We start from the raw sequence: 15,223 nt of genomic DNA on the forward strand, positions 1-15,223 counted from the left end.
GGAGACGACTTTATGGAAGATTTAGATATAATTTATTTACAAACAAAAAATGATAAGCCAAATGCAAAAGTAAATGGGTATTTTTTACATAGTAATTACAATCCTGAAGCAGAAGCTGATAAATACATAGATAAGAACTATAAAGAAGGATATTTAAATATACTGTTTGGCTATGGACTAGGGTACATAGCTAATGCTATTGCAAAAAAATATGGAAACACTGATATTTTAGTGTATGACCCTTTATTTAGTAGTTTAAATATTGAGGGTAAAGATAAAATTGAAGGCGTTTTTTCTGATTTACAGGACTTTTATATGCGTTCAGAAGATTATATAGCTGATTTTGATCGTAAAGTCAATATACTGCTCTCACCTAATTATGACAAAATTTTTGACAAGGAATATAAAGAATTTCTAGACTTTATTCGTCATATACAAATTGAAGATATTGTGAATGAAAATACAATAAGATTTTTTGGCGATTTATGGCAGGAAAATTACATTATGAATTTATATTATGTTCATAAAGATCAGAGTTTAAAGGAACTTTACAATAAATATGATTGCCCAGTAATTTTAGCTTCGGGAGGTCCTTCATTAACAAAACAGTTACCACTGTTAAAAAAATTGAAAGATAAATGTTTGATAATTAGTGCAGGATCTACCATCAACTCTCTACTGGCAGCAGAAATTACACCTGACTATGTAGTAACAATGGATGGAGGAGAAAGTAATTATTTACACTTTAAAAACATTAAAAATAATGCTTTCGATTTGATTTATGGTTTAGGGAATGCATGGAAAATAGAACGAGATTTTAAAGGAAACCGCTATAGTTTTTGTTTTTATGGAGAAGATAGTATACAAAAACGTATTAAAGAAGGGCTAGGTAAGGATTTACCAATGCTATCAACTGGTGGTACAGTTGCTATAACTGCATTAGAAATAGCAAGTAAAATTAGTACAGGACCAATCGCAATTATTGGACAAGATTTAGCTTATACGAACAATAAATCCCATGCAGAAAATAATAATCATTATAGTGAGTTAACTGATGAATTTTTCAAGAAAGACATGACTTTTGAAGTAGAAGGATACTACGGGGAACCTGTAAAAACGAATCACCAATTTAACAGTATGAGGAAGAGTATAGAAAAATTATATATAATGTTGCACAAACAACATAAAATTTATAATTGTACCGAAGGTGGCGTAAAAATTAACGGTATCCCACAATTAGATTTTGCAACATTTTGTGAAAACTATATGTATCAGACAAATAATATTTCAAAATTGGAACTTAAAAATGAAATAGATAATAGCGTTGTCAATTATAAGCAATTTATGAGTCAAGAAATAGAAGTCTATTTAAAAATAAAAAAATTACTAGTAGAAGCGATTCAACTGTTAAAAGAAGAAAGAAATAATACGGTATTTTCAGCTAGTACATTAAAAAAACTAGATAAAATCGATTCTAAATTGAAAGAATATTACCCACAAGTAATTATGGAAAGAATCATTGACCCGATTACTATGGATGTGATGAGAATGACTATAGATAATAAACATTTAGAGACAGTAGAAAAATTTAAACAAATTCATAAACAAAATATGTATCTTTATGAAAATATTTTAGAGGCAACAGAAAAATCTTTAAAATATACAAGAATAGCATTAGAAGAATTCGGGGGTTGTTAAAATGGACAAAATAGAGATTGTAGATGAATATTACAAATATATAGCTAAAATTCCAGCAGGGTTACAATATATTGCTGATAGTTTAAGATCTGGCAATGTTCCGACAGCTTTAAATGAAATATTGAATTTTTCAGAGGGAATTACTTGGATAAAACAAATGGAAGAAATACTAACGGATCAAGGGGTTAATACAAATTTAAACAAACAACAATTAGAAGAGTATTTAAACCTTATAAATGAAGGTTTAGAAAAACAAGATTTTGTCCTTGTAGCTGATATTTTTGAATATGAAATGTTGCCATATTTTGAACAAATTATAGCTTGAAATTAATATCAATTAAGAGATAGTTAAAATAAGAACACTTTTTGAATGTACATTCTAATTCAAAGAGTGTTTTTTCGTCTATCTATTAAAATGAACATTTGCTAAGGAGGAAATGTGTAGAGTAAAAAGGAAAAAGTGAAATATGTACAAATAAAAAGTGGATATTGCATTAAAAATTATATTTATTTTTCAAAAGTAGAAATACGTTAAAATTATCCGATATAATATTTATATGATACATAATAAGGGGAAATACTAATGAGTGTTTTAAAAGATAAAGTGGTATTAGTAACAGGCGGTACAGGCTCTTTTGGTAAAAAATTCATCAGGAAAGCACTTACATTAGGTGTAAAAAAAATTATCGTTTTTAGTCGCGATGAGTTAAAGCAATATGAAATGAAGCAAGAGTTCCAAGATGAACGAATCCGATTCTTTATTGGTGATGTGCGGGATAAAGACCGATTATATCGTGCCTTTGATGGTGTGGATATTGTCATTCATGCAGCTGCTATGAAGCATGTTGATGCATGTGAATATAATCCTTTTGAGGCGGTAAAGACAAATATTCATGGAGCTCAAAATATTATTGAGGCAGCTATCGACCGTGGTGTAGAAAAGGTAATTGCGCTTTCAACGGATAAGGCATGTAGCCCTGTGAATTTATATGGTGCGACAAAATTAGCATCTGATAAATTATTCGTTGCTGCCAATGCTTATGTAGGAGAAAAGAAAACAAGATTTGCAGTTGTACGCTATGGCAATGTAGTAGGAAGTCGCGGTAGCGTAGTACCATTCTTTAAAAAGATTAAAGATACAGGTAAATTACCTATTACAGATGAGCGTATGACCCGTTTCTGGATTACCCTCGATCAAGGGGTACAATTCGTATTAGATAATTTGGAACGAATGTACGGTGGGGAAATCTTTGTGCCGAAAATTCCAAGTATGAAAGTTACAGATTTAGCAAAAGCGATTGCTCCTGAATGCGAAATGGAAGTTATTGGAATTCGCCCTGGTGAAAAACTTCATGAAGCAATGATTATGGAAGATGATGCTCGGCATACATTAGAGTTTGATACATATTATGTCATTCAACCTGAATTTTCTTGGTGGTATGCTGATAAGTTTGAAGGCGGTATTCCTCTACCAGACGGCTTTGCTTATACAAGTGATAATAATAAAGAATGGTTAAATGTTAAAGATCTAGTGAGAATGATAGGAGAAAAAGACATATAATGAATACTGAACCTCGGTATACAGTTGTTTATGGTATAGGTTACGCAGCAAAAGTTTTAATAAACTATTTGGATTGGTTTGAGAATATCCAAGTGGATTATGTCTTTGTAAGTCCAGGGCATAAGAAAGAACAGAAATATTGTTATCATAGTAAAAGTGGAAAAATGAGAAGTGTACCTATAGTTGAACTTAATGAAATAAGTTTACTAAAAGATAATGTTGATATTTATTTAACTGTAGTTTCCCATAATGAAGAAGTATTTAGTTCTCTTATGAAAACGGGTTATAAAAATATTGTAAATATACAGTCTATAGAGAACTATGAAGATCCATTTTTTGAAGAATATTTTAAAAAATTCAACATCGACCTTTCGAAAGAAATAATTGATTTTAATGGTATTCAAATATATAACCCTATACTATTTAATAGTGATTTAAAAGGTGCTTTTTTTGAAACAGTAGGGGATGAATTATCACCTAGCATTTTAAACGATTTTTCATTAGTAGTAGATGGTGTTTATGAGTTTGAAGATGTTCACCTCGAAGAAGGAGATTATATAATCGATGCCGGTGCAAATATAGGGTTATACTCTTGTTACGCAGCTAGTATGGGGTGCACAGTATATGCTTGTGAGCCAGGGAAAAAATCACTCGAGATATTAGAAAAGCAAAAAAAGATATATGACAATATTCAAATAATACCGTATGGTTTATCAGACCATCAAGGGTACATGGATTTATTTGAATCAGACACAGGAGTACTAGACTCTTTTTATATGAATCGTGGAAATGATCAAATAAGATCAGTTCCTATTGATACAATAGATAATTTGGTTGAAAAAAAGATGATTAAGAAAGTAGATTATATTAAGGCTGATATCGAAGGTGCAGAACGATATATGCTTATAGGGGCTCAAAAAACTTTAAAAGAAATGGAGCCAAAATTATCAATATGTACGTATCATTTCCCAGAAGATGCGCAAATTCTCGAAAAAATAATAAAAGATGCTAACCCAAAATATGTAGTTAAGCATAATTGGAGAAAACTATATGCGTATGTTCCAAAATGAATTAGTGGTGAATAATAATGAGTATGGAATTTAAATTATTAGATGAAGATAGTTTAGATTTAGTAATGAAATGGCGCACTAGTGAACACGTAACTAAATTTATGTATACGGATATCGAGCCTGATTTAAACAAGCAAAGAAAATGGTTTGAAAAGATAAACAAAGATTATACTCAATTAAATTGGGTTATCGTTTATAAAGATAGCCCTATAGGTTTAATTTCATTAAATAATATTGATTACATACATGAGAAAGCCAGTTCAGGCTTTTATATTGGTGAATTAGAATATTCTATTGTTTCAAGCCGTATCCTGCCTTATTTTCTAAATTTTTATTTCTTCGAAATGAAGTTTAACAAATTAGTAATTGAAGTTCTCTCTATAAATGAATCTATGTTGAAAATGGACTATCATTATGGATTTAGAAAAGTAGGTACGTTAACTCAGCATATAAAAAAAGATGGCGTATATTATGATGTAGAAGTTCTGGAAATCTTAAAAGATACGTGGATTAACAACTATCAAAAATATCATAAATTAAGGGCTCCATTCGAATTGAGAGGAAAAAATAGCAATGAATAATTTAAACAAGTATAACAATGTTTTTAAAGAGTGTTTTAATATTAACGAGGACCAATTAAATGAAACGTTAGTATATAACTCAATAGAAGAGTGGGATTCTGTAGGGCATATGGCAATGATTGCTGAATTAGAAGATGTGTTTGATATTATGCTTGAAACAGATGATGTGATTGAGTTTAGCTCATATACGATTGGTATAGAAATTTTAAAAAAATATGATGTTGAAGTATAAAGTAGGAGGTAGTTAGTATGCTTTTAAGCGGAAAAGTAGCGGTTATAACAGGATGTAATCGGGGAATTGGAAAAGCCATTACAACTGTATTTGCTAAACAGGGCGCTAATATAATTGCATGTGCTCGAAAAAGTACTGTGGAATTTGAAAGCTACTTAACTAATCTTCAAAACGAGACAGGTGTTCTAATAACACCTGTCTATTTTGATATTAGTAAGGAAGATGAAGTTAAATTAGCCATAAAAGAAATAAGAAATCTGTTCTCTACGATTGATATATTAGTTAATAATGCTGGGATAGCTGGGGATACAATTTATCAAATGACTACAATGGAAACACTTGAAGAAAAAATGAAAGTGAACTTTTATGGCCCTTTTTTATTGACTCAATATATTACGAAATTAATGAGAAAAAGTACAGCGGCATCTATTGTAAATATTACATCTATTGCAGCCGATGATAGTTACAAAGGGATGATTTCCTATACGGCAAGTAAGGCTGCATTTAACGCCTTTACTAAAACAATAGCGAATGAACTAGGTAATGTTAATATAAGGGTAAATGCTATTGCTCCAGGTTTTACAGAAACCGATATGGTATCAAATGCAATCACAAATAAAGAATTTTTGACACAACTACAAAGTCATTTAGCTTTAAAACGTTTAGCTAGACCTGAGGAAATTGCAAATAGTGTGTTATTTTTGGCATCTGATTTGTCATCCTATATTACTGGACAAATATTACGGGTAGATGGGGGACTTTTTAATGATTAATGCAAGCTTAGTAGAAAAATTAAAGAAACAAGCTAGTCATATGAGAATAAATGCTTTGAAATTAGCAAATGCTTCAGGGAATAATGCTGCTCACGTAGGCCCGGGCTTATCCATTATTGAAATTTTAGCTGTTTTGTACGGTCACACTATGAATATTAATAGTAAAAATTCTTTAGACGAAGGTAGAGACCGTTTTATTTTAAGTAAAGAACATGGGGTATTAGCTTACTATACTGCTTTATATGAGAATGGAATTATTACAGAGGAAGATTTAGCTAGTTTTATGAATACAGGTAGTGCCTTTTTAGGTCATCCAGTAATGAATCGTAAAAAAGGTATTGAATTTACAAGTGGTAGTTTAGGAATGGGCTTATCATTGGCTATCGGTGTTGCGATGGGATTAAAACGTAAGCAATTATCAAGTCATGTTTATGTATTATTAGGTGATGGTGAGAGTAACGAAGGGTCGATTTGGGAAGGGTTTTTATCTGCTCCACATTTTAAATTAGATAATTTAACAGTCATTATTGACCGGAATGGTATTCAGTTAGGTGGTAAAACGAACGATATTTTACCAATGAATCATTTGGAGAAAGTACTAGAAGAGATGGGCTGGGCTGTCTCCACTGTAGATGGGCATGATATTGAGGCATTAATAAGTGTATTTGATAGTGTTTCTCATAAACCTAGAGTAATAATAGCTAATACTATTAAAGGCAAAGGTGTTTCTTTTATGGAGCACAATATTGATTGGCATCATGCTGTGCTAACGGATAAATTATTTAACGAAGCGATAGAAGAGCAGGTGAAAGAAAATGAATAATACATTAAAAAATCATAAAATGTTAGCACGTTTAGGTCAACGAGGCACATTTGGAATGGTCATGTTAGAGAAGGCCAAAAAAAAGGAAGATTTATTGGTGATAACAGCAGATGTATCTATTCCAGCAGGCTTAGATCGTTATAGAAAGCAACATTCTGACAAATTTATTGATGTAGGAATTGCTGAACAAAATATGATTGGTATAGCCGCTGGTTTAGCCAGTGAAGGTTTTGATGTTTATACAACAACATATGCTCCATTCCATACGCTAAGATGTTTAGAACAAATTCGAATGGATATTGGTGAAATGAAACATCCAGTAAGAATGGTAGGATTATCTAGTGGTGTAGTATTAGGTATGATAGGTAATATGCATTGTAGTTTTGAAGATATAGCTGTTATTCGTGCTATCCCTAACATAGCAATTATTTCACCTGCAGATTCTTTTGAATTAGTAAAAGTATTAGAGGCTCTAGAAAGTTATCCCAATCCAGTATATCTTCGATTGACTAGTGGAGCGCCCTCTCCAATTATTTATAAAGAGGATTATAATTTTGAAATCGGAAAAACTATCTCAGTGAAAAATGGCGAAGATATCGCGATATTTGCTACGGGTTCCATTATAAGTGAGGCAATAAAAGCTGCAGAATTATTAGAATTAGAAGGCATTAATACTGAAGTAATTAATGTCCATACTATCAGACCTTTAGATAATGAAGGTATAAAAATGGTTATTAAAGATAAAAAGCTTCTTGTAAGTATGGAAGAGCATGTAATTGCTGGAGGGCTAGGTAGTGCCATATCCGAAGCAATAGCTATGGAGGTTAAAAAGCCTCCTCACTTAATGATAGGATTACCTAGTGATTATAGCAGAGCAGGAATATATGAAGAGATGCTAGACTATTACGGATTAACTGCTAATAAAGTTGCTAAAAGTATAAAGGAAACATTAAATAATATTTAATTATTTATTGGTGTGGTAGATGCTATCACACCTTTTCCTATAAAGAAGGAGCGAGCTTATGGAACTTTTTAATTTAGAGAGTAGTGATGTGGCGATTATTACAAATGAACAAACATATGCTTTTAGTGAAATTCCTAAAATTGAATTTCGTAGTACAAGCAAAGAGTTAATATTGATACTATGCCAAAACACAATAGATATTTTAGCTACTTATATTTCAGCTATGAATAGCAAGCATGCGGTTATGCTGATTAATGAAGGTATTAATCATGAATTACTAGCAAACATTATAAAAACATATCAGCCGAAATGGATTATTGGATTAAAGAGCCATGAAGGGTATGAAATAAATGAAAATCAATTAATAAGAACAAAAGAAATAGTAACCAATATTCATCCTGACCTTGCAATTTTATTAAGTACTTCAGGTACAACTGGTAGCCAAAAGTTTGTTCGTCTTTCCTATGACAATATTAGGGTAAATGCTGAATCTATTATAGAGTATCTAAAAATTAATCAAAATGAACGAGCAGTTATGAATCTACCACTTTCTTATTCATATGGCATGTCGATTGTGAATAGTCACCTTTTAGCAGGTGCTTCAATTTTATTGACTGATGAAAGCGTGATGGAGAAGTCATTTTGGGAACTTGTGAAAAAACATAAAGCAACTTCAATTGCAGGTGTTCCATTTACATATCAAATGTTACAGCGTATAGGCTTTACAAAAATGGAGTTACCTTATTTAAAGACAATGACACAAGCTGGGGGACGATTAAATGAAAAGCTTGTAAAGCATTTTGCAGAATATGCAAAAGAACAAAATAAGAGATTTTACATAATGTATGGTCAAACTGAAGCTGCACCACGTATTTCATATATTCCTTATGAAAAAGTATTAGAGAAGTCTAGCACAATTGGTATTGCTATTCCTGGTGGCAAACTTTCTATAGATGTAGAAACCGAGGAGTTAATTTATATGGGTGCTAATGTCATGATGGGGTACGCTGAGAATTTATCAGACTTAGCAAATGGCTATGAACTTAATGGGGTACTATATACTGGCGATACAGCAATCATTGATGAAGATGGATACTTTACAATTACAGGACGAATGAAGCGTTTTATTAAGTTATTTGGTTTGCGCATTAATTTAGATGATGTGGAGAAGAAACTTGAAGAAGAACTACAAATACCTTTAGCTTGTACTGGATCTGACGATAAATTAATTGTAGCTATTGAACAAGCTGATTATGTTGAAAAAGTAAAAGAAGCGATTGAACATTTATATAAGCTTCACAAAACGGCATTTAAAGTCAAGGTGATTGATGAAATTCCACGTTTTGTAAGTGGAAAAACCGATTATATGAAGCTAAAGGAGAGCTGTTTATGACGGTCCCTTATCATTTAGTACAGGCCGAGAAAGAAATTGAACTAGTAGTTAAATTAAATGAACTAACTAGATGGCACACTGAAAATTGTCATGAATATAAATCAATGCTAGAAAAAAGCAATGCATTACTAGAAGCAAGTTGTTTAGAAGAAGTACCATTTTTACCTGTGCAGTTGTTTAAGCTAATGAATTTAAAATCGGTTTCTCAAGAGAACGTTGTAAAAGTGCTAACATCAAGTGGGACAACGGGACAGCAAGTATCTAAAATTTACCTCGATAAAGAGACATCGATTGCACAGACAAAAGCACTTGTAGAAGTGATGAAACCTATTTTAGGTAATAGACGTTTGCCAATGATTCTGTTAGATACGAAATCTGTGCTAAAGGATCGAAAATCATTTAGTGCACGTGGAGCGGGAATTTTAGGGTTCTCTAATTTCGGTCGCAAACACTTTTATGCTTTAAATGATGATATGACATTGGATGTTGAAGGTTTACAAGCGTATTTAAAAGAATACGAAGGACAACGTATATTACTGTTTGGTTTTACATTTATGATATGGCAGTACGTTTATAAAGAAATAAGAGATAAAGGTTTAAATATTAATTTTGGTGATAGTGTACTTATTCACGGAGGTGGATGGAAAAAGCTTAAGGATGAGGCGGTTGATGCTTTGACTTTTAATCATCTTCTTAGTAAGCAATTAGGCATTCAAGAAGTACATAACTATTATGGCATGGTTGAACAGGTCGGTTCAATTTTTGTAGAGTGTAATGAAGGACATTTACATGCACCGAGCTATGCTGATGTGATTATTCGTAATCCGATTACGTTTAATGTTTTACCTGTAGGACAACAAGGTTTAATTCAGGTAGTGAGTGAATTACCAAAAAGTTATCCGGGTCATTCTTTATTGACAGAAGATTTAGGAACAATTCATGGTATTGATGATTGTCCATGTGGATGGAAAGGAAAGTATTTTAGTGTAGTTGGACGTATCCCGAAGGCAGAATTACGCGGTTGTAGTGATACTTTTCAAGGAGGTGTGCGTTTGTGAAAATATTTTGGCCAAAGAATGGGAATTTTGATAATGTACTATGCAACTTGAATAATCAAAAATTGAATCAACCTTTTGCTGAAGAAGTAATTGCTTTTACACAAAGTTTATCGAAGCGTTTTGTACGGATGCGATACATGCCTGAAGTTGTAGCACTTGGTTACTGGCTTCGAAAATCAAATATTAAGCAAATGCAAGCAGAGTTTGAAAAGGCTACTAAGGGAAAAGTAGTTCGTGGGCGAGGTACAGCTTTTCATATCGCTCCTTCAAATGTTGATACTATTTTCGTTTATTCATGGATGCTGTCACTTCTTGCAGGGAATCGCAATATCATTCGTATTTCAAGTAAAACGGAAATAAATGAGTTATTACAAGTGATTTTAGAAGAGTTACCTAATTATAAATCGTTAGCGGAACAAATAATAATTTGTACATATGGTCATGATGAGAGTGCAACAGAAATGCTCAGTCTAACATGTCATACACGTGTTATTTGGGGAGGGGATGAAACGGTAAAAGCCATTCGTAAAATTCCCCTTGCACCACTAGCAAATGAATTAGCATTTCCAGACAGATTCTCATTAGCCATATTAAACTCCGAAAAAGTTATGTTATTAGATGATGAGGCACTAGATGCATTACTTGAGCAATTTTATAACGATGTGTTTTGGTTTGACCAAATGGCATGTTCATCACCAAGACTTATCGTTTGGATAGGTGAGAAAATAGAATCTTTTTGGACGGCATTTGAACGTAAAATCCAGAAAAAGCAACATGAGTTATTAGCAGCAACGCAAGTATTGAAATATTCGACAAGTTTACAATTAGCCGCGGAAAATTATGTAGAAAAAGTAGTACCTATAACGAACTTTTCACGTATAAAGCTAAATGATGTGCCAAGAGATGTACGTGAAAAGCATTGCGGTGGTGGCTTGTTTTATGAGTATGAAGTTGAAAACTTAATAGACTTAGAACAAATTATAATCGATAAAGATCAAACAATTGCATACTTTGGTTTTGAGAAACCTGAGTTAAAGGAATTAGTAGAATCAATTTCTACACGAGGGATAGATCGAATTGTCCCAATCGGGCAAGCGCTAAATTTTGATGGTGTTTGGGATGGACAAAGTTTCTTAACATCGTTTACGAGGGAAGTAATAATTTTATAAATGGAGAGTTTAACTATGAAAACAATTGTAATTATCCAAGCAAGAATGGGCTCCTCTCGTTTGCCAGGGAAAATTTTAAAACCGCTTGGAGATGTAGATGTTTTAAGGTACGATATCACGCGCTGTCGTGCTATCAAAGGTGTTAATGAAGTTATTGTTGCGACAAGTACTTTAAAACAGGATGATGCAATTGCAAATTGGTGTGAACAGCAACAAGTTGCATATTTCAGAGGTTCTGAGGGAGATGTATTAGATCGCTATGTTCAATGTGCAAAGCAATACAAACCTGATTATGTGATGCGTGTAACATCGGATTGTCCATTTGTTGACTATGAAATGGCAAGTGATATTGTAGAATTAATTCTAAAAGAACGTAAAGATATCGTGTTAATTGACGGGCAATTACCTCGAGGATTAGCGGTAGAACTTATTTCATATGAAGCACTTTTATATATTCATAAAGTAGGGCTAGAATCTCGACATCGTGAGCATGTTACTTATTACGCCTATGAATTTGCTGAAGAATTTGAATCAGTTACATATAAAGCGCCAGCAAATCGTATTGCGCCAGAACTACGCATTACGCTAGATACAATCGAAGACTATAAACTGATTTATGAGGTGGCAAAGCATTTCAACAACCCATTAATTTCAAGTAAAGATGTGATTCAATTTTTAAAAGATAATCCTGAAGTTGCAAAACTAAATGCTCATATCGAGCAAAAGCCGGTGATTTAATGAAAGTCATTATTCGTACAGATGCATCTATTGAAATCGGTAGTGGTCATGTTATGCGTTGTTTGACAGTTGCAAAAAATTTGCGTGTGAATGGATGTGAAGTAATCTTTTGGATGCAAGATTTACCTGGAAATCTAATTGATTACGTAATCAGTGAAGGTTTTGGAAATATTTTTGAAGCAGAGCAAGCAGACATATATATCATTGATCATTATGGGATTGATAAAGAGTGGGAGTGCAAAATACGTGTATTTACAAAAAAAATTGTGGTAATTGATGATTTAGCGAACCGTAAGCATGATTGCGAGTTGCTTCTGGACCCTAATGTATTGCCAAATTTTGAATCACGATATGACGATTTAGTGTCTGATGCATGTATAAAGCTATTAGGTCCAAAATATTTAATTATGCGTGATGAGTTTATTGATGCAAGACGGCTATTGCGCAAGAGGAATGAACAAATTGAAAATTTACTCATTTTTATGGGCGGTTCGGATCCAACGAATGAGACGATGAAAATTTTGGAGGCACTTGAAGAATTTCAGTTTAAACATATTGATGTAGTTGTTGGAAATGGTAATGTTTTTAAGGAACAAATTCGGGAGATTTGTGAAGAGCGTGGGTATGACTATCACTGTCAAATTAATTATATGGCAAAGTTAATGCAACAGGCTGATTTTGCTATTGGTGCGGGGGGAAGTACAACATGGGAACGTTGTTATGTTGGACTACCTTCATCGAGTACTATTGTAGCTAATAATCAGAAAGAAGGGACAGAATTTGTTGCAGAACTTGGCATAGTTATTAATCTGGGATGGCATAAAGACGTGACATCGGAAACTTATAAACAGTTATTAAAAAATTTACAGATTAAAGATTTAAGTGAAAAAGGGCTTATTCTAACTCAAAATGAGCAACCAAATGAGTGGGTTTATAAAATATTGGAGTTGATAAAATGATTAAAATAGGAAATAGAGAAATTGGTCGTCATACGAAGCCATTTATTATTGCAGAAATGTCAGGTAACCATAATCAATCATTGGAAAGAGCATTACATTTAGTAGAGCTAGCCGCAGAAGCAGGTGTTGACGCTCTGAAATTACAAACCTATACACCTGATACAATTACATTAGACGTTCATACAGGTGAGTTTTTCATCCAAGAAGATGGAAATCTCTGGAGAGGTAATTCTTTATATAATTTATATAAAGAGGCTTATACACCTTGGGAATGGCATAAGGAGATTTTTGCAAAAGCACAAGAACTTGGTCTCCTTGCTTTTAGTTCTCCATTTGATGAGACAGCAGTGGATTTCTTGGAAACATTGAATGTACCAGCATATAAAATTGCCTCATTTGAAAATGTAGATATCCCATTAATTAAAAAAGTTGCGCGAACAGGAAAACCAATGATTATTTCCACAGGTATGGCGACTGCTGCTGAACTAGATGAAGCAGTTCGTGCTGCTCGCGAAGAAGGTAATAATCAAATCATATTACTGAAATGCACTAGTACATATCCTGCTACACCTGCTAATTCAAATTTAGTAACTATACCACATTTGAAAGAAATGTTTAGTACAGAAGTAGGTTTATCAGATCATACAATGGGGGTTGGTGTATCGGTTACTGCAGTGGCACTTGGAGCAACGGTAATTGAAAAGCATTTTACAACATCTCGGGCTGAAGGAGGGGTTGATTCTGCATTTTCAATGGAACCACATGAATTAAAAATGTTAGTGGAAGAAACGGAGCGTGCATGGCAAAGTTTAGGGAATGTGAGTTATGGACCAACAAATGCGGAGAAGGAATCAGCAAAATTCCGACGTTCTTTATATATAGGCTCAGATTTAAAAGCTGGTGATATTTTAACAGAACAAAATGTTCGCAACGTTCGACCAGGCCTTGGTTTGCCAACGAAGTACTATGATTTAGTGATTGGTAAATCGATTAAGCGTGATGTAAAAAAAGGAACTCCATTAAGTTGGGATTTATTACTATGATTGATTCACCTCGATTTATCTCATATGGCAGTCAAAGTATAGATGAAGATGATATTCAAGCAGTTATTGAAACATTGCGTTCACCAAACTTAACTCAAGGACCGAAAATTGCACAGTTTGAGCAAGCTGTGGCAGCTTATGTTGGTTCAAAATATGCAGTAGCATTCTGCAATGGAACAGCAGCTTTACATGGTGCTTGTTATGCTGCTGGAATTGATGAAGGGGATGAGGTCATTACGTCTCCTATTACCTTTGCTGCAAGTGCAAACTGTGTACGCTATGTTGGCGGAACAGTTGTTTTTGCGGACATCGATGAACGTACTTATAATATTAACCCTGAACAAATACGTTCTAAAATTACATCAAAAACAAAGGCAATTATTCCAGTGGATTTTACAGGACAACCTGTTGATATAGATGTCATTATGGATATCGCAAGGAAGCATGAACTCGTCGTAATTGAAGATGGTGCTCATTCATTTGGTGCTAGTTATAAAGGGCGAAAGGTTGGAACACAGGCGGATATGACAATGTTTAGTTTTCACCCTGTAAAGCCTGTGACAACAGCAGAAGGTGGCATAGTTGTTACAAATAACGAAAATTATTATAAAAAACTAGTAAAGTTCAGAAGTCATGGAATTGAGCCAACAGCTTATGCTGAAGAACAAGGTGACTGGTATTATGAAATGACAGAATTAGGTTATAATTTTCGTATGACAGATTTACAGGCAGCCCTTGGTGTTTCACAAATGAAGAAACTTGATTATTTTATTAAGCGGAGACAAGAAATTGCTGCAAAGTACAATGAAGCATTAGGAAATGTGACTGGAATTACAATACCGAAGCAACTAGAGGATACTGAATCTGGCTGGCATTTGTACATGATTCAATTAGATGAAGCAAATCGGAAACAAGTATTTAATGCTATGCGAGCTGCAAATATTGGTGTCCATGTTCATTACATACCTGTTTATTGGCATCCGTATTATCAAAAGCTTGGTTATGAGCAAGGACTATGCCCAGTAGCAGAGGAATGGTATAAAAAAGCGTTAACATTGCCTATACATCCTCGTTTAACTGATGAAGATATTAACTATATAGTGAGTATATTAAAAGAATACATTTGATGAGGAAGTATTCTTTTAATATGAAGTTTATCAT

At 33.3% G+C, this 15,223-nt stretch carries 16 protein-coding genes; all 16 read left to right on the forward strand.

What is annotated here, in order from left to right; all coding sequences use genetic code 11:
- Positions 1–12: 12 nt before the first annotated feature.
- Positions 13–1,698 (forward strand): 6-hydroxymethylpterin diphosphokinase MptE-like protein, encoded by a 1,686-nt coding sequence (locus MHI04_RS03165; RefSeq protein WP_271912396.1) that lies wholly within the window; start codon positions 13–15, stop codon positions 1,696–1,698.
- 1 nt (position 1,699) lies between these two features.
- Entirely contained in the window at positions 1,700–2,023 is a 324-nt protein-coding gene (locus MHI04_RS03170; RefSeq protein WP_089934787.1) for a hypothetical protein, read from the forward strand.
- Between the two features lie 258 nt (positions 2,024–2,281).
- The gene (gene pseB, locus MHI04_RS03175) at positions 2,282–3,259 is read left to right on the forward strand and encodes a UDP-N-acetylglucosamine 4,6-dehydratase (inverting) (RefSeq protein WP_271912397.1); all 978 of its coding nucleotides are present in this window, start codon (positions 2,282–2,284) and stop codon (positions 3,257–3,259) included.
- Entirely contained in the window at positions 3,259–4,329 is a 1,071-nt protein-coding gene (locus MHI04_RS03180) for an FkbM family methyltransferase (protein ID WP_340809943.1), read from the forward strand. The genes pseB and MHI04_RS03180 overlap by 1 nt, the downstream gene beginning before the upstream one ends.
- Positions 4,330–4,346: 17 nt before the next feature.
- The gene (gene pseH, locus MHI04_RS03185; RefSeq protein WP_271912399.1) at positions 4,347–4,910 is read left to right on the forward strand and encodes a UDP-4-amino-4,6-dideoxy-N-acetyl-beta-L-altrosamine N-acetyltransferase; all 564 of its coding nucleotides are present in this window, start codon (positions 4,347–4,349) and stop codon (positions 4,908–4,910) included.
- On the forward strand, positions 4,903–5,142 hold the full coding sequence (locus MHI04_RS03190; RefSeq protein ID WP_271912400.1) for an acyl carrier protein: 240 nt from the start codon (positions 4,903–4,905) through the stop codon (positions 5,140–5,142). Before pseH ends, MHI04_RS03190 begins: the two co-directional genes overlap by 8 nt.
- Before the next feature lie 17 nt (positions 5,143–5,159).
- Complete coding sequence (locus MHI04_RS03195; RefSeq protein WP_089934796.1) at positions 5,160–5,915, forward strand: SDR family oxidoreductase; 756 nt, start codon at positions 5,160–5,162, stop codon at positions 5,913–5,915.
- Positions 5,908–6,738, forward strand: a complete 831-nt coding sequence (locus tag MHI04_RS03200; RefSeq protein ID WP_089934797.1) for a transketolase — start codon at positions 5,908–5,910, stop codon at positions 6,736–6,738. The genes MHI04_RS03195 and MHI04_RS03200 overlap by 8 nt, the downstream gene beginning before the upstream one ends.
- On the forward strand, positions 6,731–7,702 hold the full coding sequence (locus tag MHI04_RS03205; RefSeq protein ID WP_089934798.1) for a transketolase C-terminal domain-containing protein: 972 nt from the start codon (positions 6,731–6,733) through the stop codon (positions 7,700–7,702). Before MHI04_RS03200 ends, MHI04_RS03205 begins: the two co-directional genes overlap by 8 nt.
- Before the next feature lie 58 nt (positions 7,703–7,760).
- Entirely contained in the window at positions 7,761–9,095 is a 1,335-nt protein-coding gene (locus tag MHI04_RS03210) for an AMP-binding protein (protein WP_089934803.1), read from the forward strand.
- A complete protein-coding gene (locus MHI04_RS03215) occupies positions 9,092–10,153 on the forward strand; it encodes an acyl-protein synthetase (protein ID WP_089934807.1) in 1,062 nt (353 codons plus the stop codon). The genes MHI04_RS03210 and MHI04_RS03215 overlap by 4 nt, the downstream gene beginning before the upstream one ends.
- Entirely contained in the window at positions 10,150–11,322 is a 1,173-nt protein-coding gene (locus MHI04_RS03220) for an acyl-CoA reductase (protein ID WP_089934811.1), read from the forward strand. The genes MHI04_RS03215 and MHI04_RS03220 overlap by 4 nt, the downstream gene beginning before the upstream one ends.
- Before the next feature lie 15 nt (positions 11,323–11,337).
- Positions 11,338–12,060 (forward strand): glycosyltransferase family protein, encoded by a 723-nt coding sequence (locus MHI04_RS03225; RefSeq protein WP_101966440.1) that lies wholly within the window; start codon positions 11,338–11,340, stop codon positions 12,058–12,060.
- The gene (gene pseG / locus MHI04_RS03230) at positions 12,060–13,019 is read left to right on the forward strand and encodes a UDP-2,4-diacetamido-2,4,6-trideoxy-beta-L-altropyranose hydrolase (protein WP_089934813.1); all 960 of its coding nucleotides are present in this window, start codon (positions 12,060–12,062) and stop codon (positions 13,017–13,019) included. The genes MHI04_RS03225 and pseG overlap by 1 nt, the downstream gene beginning before the upstream one ends.
- Positions 13,016–14,062: a pseudaminic acid synthase gene (gene pseI, locus MHI04_RS03235; RefSeq protein WP_271912403.1), complete on the forward strand. Its 1,047-nt coding sequence runs from the start codon at positions 13,016–13,018 to the stop codon at positions 14,060–14,062. The genes pseG and pseI overlap by 4 nt, the downstream gene beginning before the upstream one ends.
- On the forward strand, positions 14,059–15,189 hold the full coding sequence (pseC, locus tag MHI04_RS03240; protein WP_271912405.1) for a UDP-4-amino-4,6-dideoxy-N-acetyl-beta-L-altrosamine transaminase: 1,131 nt from the start codon (positions 14,059–14,061) through the stop codon (positions 15,187–15,189). Before pseI ends, pseC begins: the two co-directional genes overlap by 4 nt.
- Positions 15,190–15,223: the final 34 nt, after the last annotated feature.

It is taken from the genome of Lysinibacillus sp. FSL K6-1151 (genome assembly GCF_038630755.1).
GTDB lineage: Bacteria > Bacillota > Bacilli > Bacillales_A > Planococcaceae > Lysinibacillus > Lysinibacillus fusiformis_D.

What these genes read in the sequence shown, in the direction of transcription:
- MHI04_RS03215 (WP_089934807.1), top strand. Translation starts at nt 9,092, where the DNA reads ATGACGGTCCCTTATCATTTAGTACAGGCCGAGAAAGAAATTGAACTA.
- pseH (WP_271912399.1), top strand. Translation starts at nt 4,347, where the DNA reads ATGAGTATGGAATTTAAATTATTAGATGAAGATAGTTTAGATTTAGTA.
- MHI04_RS03165 (WP_271912396.1), top strand. Translation starts at nt 13, where the DNA reads ATGGAAGATTTAGATATAATTTATTTACAAACAAAAAATGATAAGCCA.
- pseI (WP_271912403.1), top strand. Translation starts at nt 13,016, where the DNA reads ATGATTAAAATAGGAAATAGAGAAATTGGTCGTCATACGAAGCCATTT.
- MHI04_RS03225 (WP_101966440.1), top strand. Translation starts at nt 11,338, where the DNA reads ATGAAAACAATTGTAATTATCCAAGCAAGAATGGGCTCCTCTCGTTTG.
- MHI04_RS03210 (WP_089934803.1), top strand. Translation starts at nt 7,761, where the DNA reads ATGGAACTTTTTAATTTAGAGAGTAGTGATGTGGCGATTATTACAAAT.
- MHI04_RS03190 (WP_271912400.1), top strand. Translation starts at nt 4,903, where the DNA reads ATGAATAATTTAAACAAGTATAACAATGTTTTTAAAGAGTGTTTTAAT.
- pseB (WP_271912397.1), top strand. Translation starts at nt 2,282, where the DNA reads ATGAGTGTTTTAAAAGATAAAGTGGTATTAGTAACAGGCGGTACAGGC.
- pseC (WP_271912405.1), top strand. Translation starts at nt 14,059, where the DNA reads ATGATTGATTCACCTCGATTTATCTCATATGGCAGTCAAAGTATAGAT.
- MHI04_RS03195 (WP_089934796.1), top strand. Translation starts at nt 5,160, where the DNA reads ATGCTTTTAAGCGGAAAAGTAGCGGTTATAACAGGATGTAATCGGGGA.
- MHI04_RS03170 (WP_089934787.1), top strand. Translation starts at nt 1,700, where the DNA reads ATGGACAAAATAGAGATTGTAGATGAATATTACAAATATATAGCTAAA.
- MHI04_RS03200 (WP_089934797.1), top strand. Translation starts at nt 5,908, where the DNA reads ATGATTAATGCAAGCTTAGTAGAAAAATTAAAGAAACAAGCTAGTCAT.
- MHI04_RS03180 (WP_340809943.1), top strand. Translation starts at nt 3,259, where the DNA reads ATGAATACTGAACCTCGGTATACAGTTGTTTATGGTATAGGTTACGCA.
- MHI04_RS03205 (WP_089934798.1), top strand. Translation starts at nt 6,731, where the DNA reads ATGAATAATACATTAAAAAATCATAAAATGTTAGCACGTTTAGGTCAA.
- pseG (WP_089934813.1), top strand. Translation starts at nt 12,060, where the DNA reads ATGAAAGTCATTATTCGTACAGATGCATCTATTGAAATCGGTAGTGGT.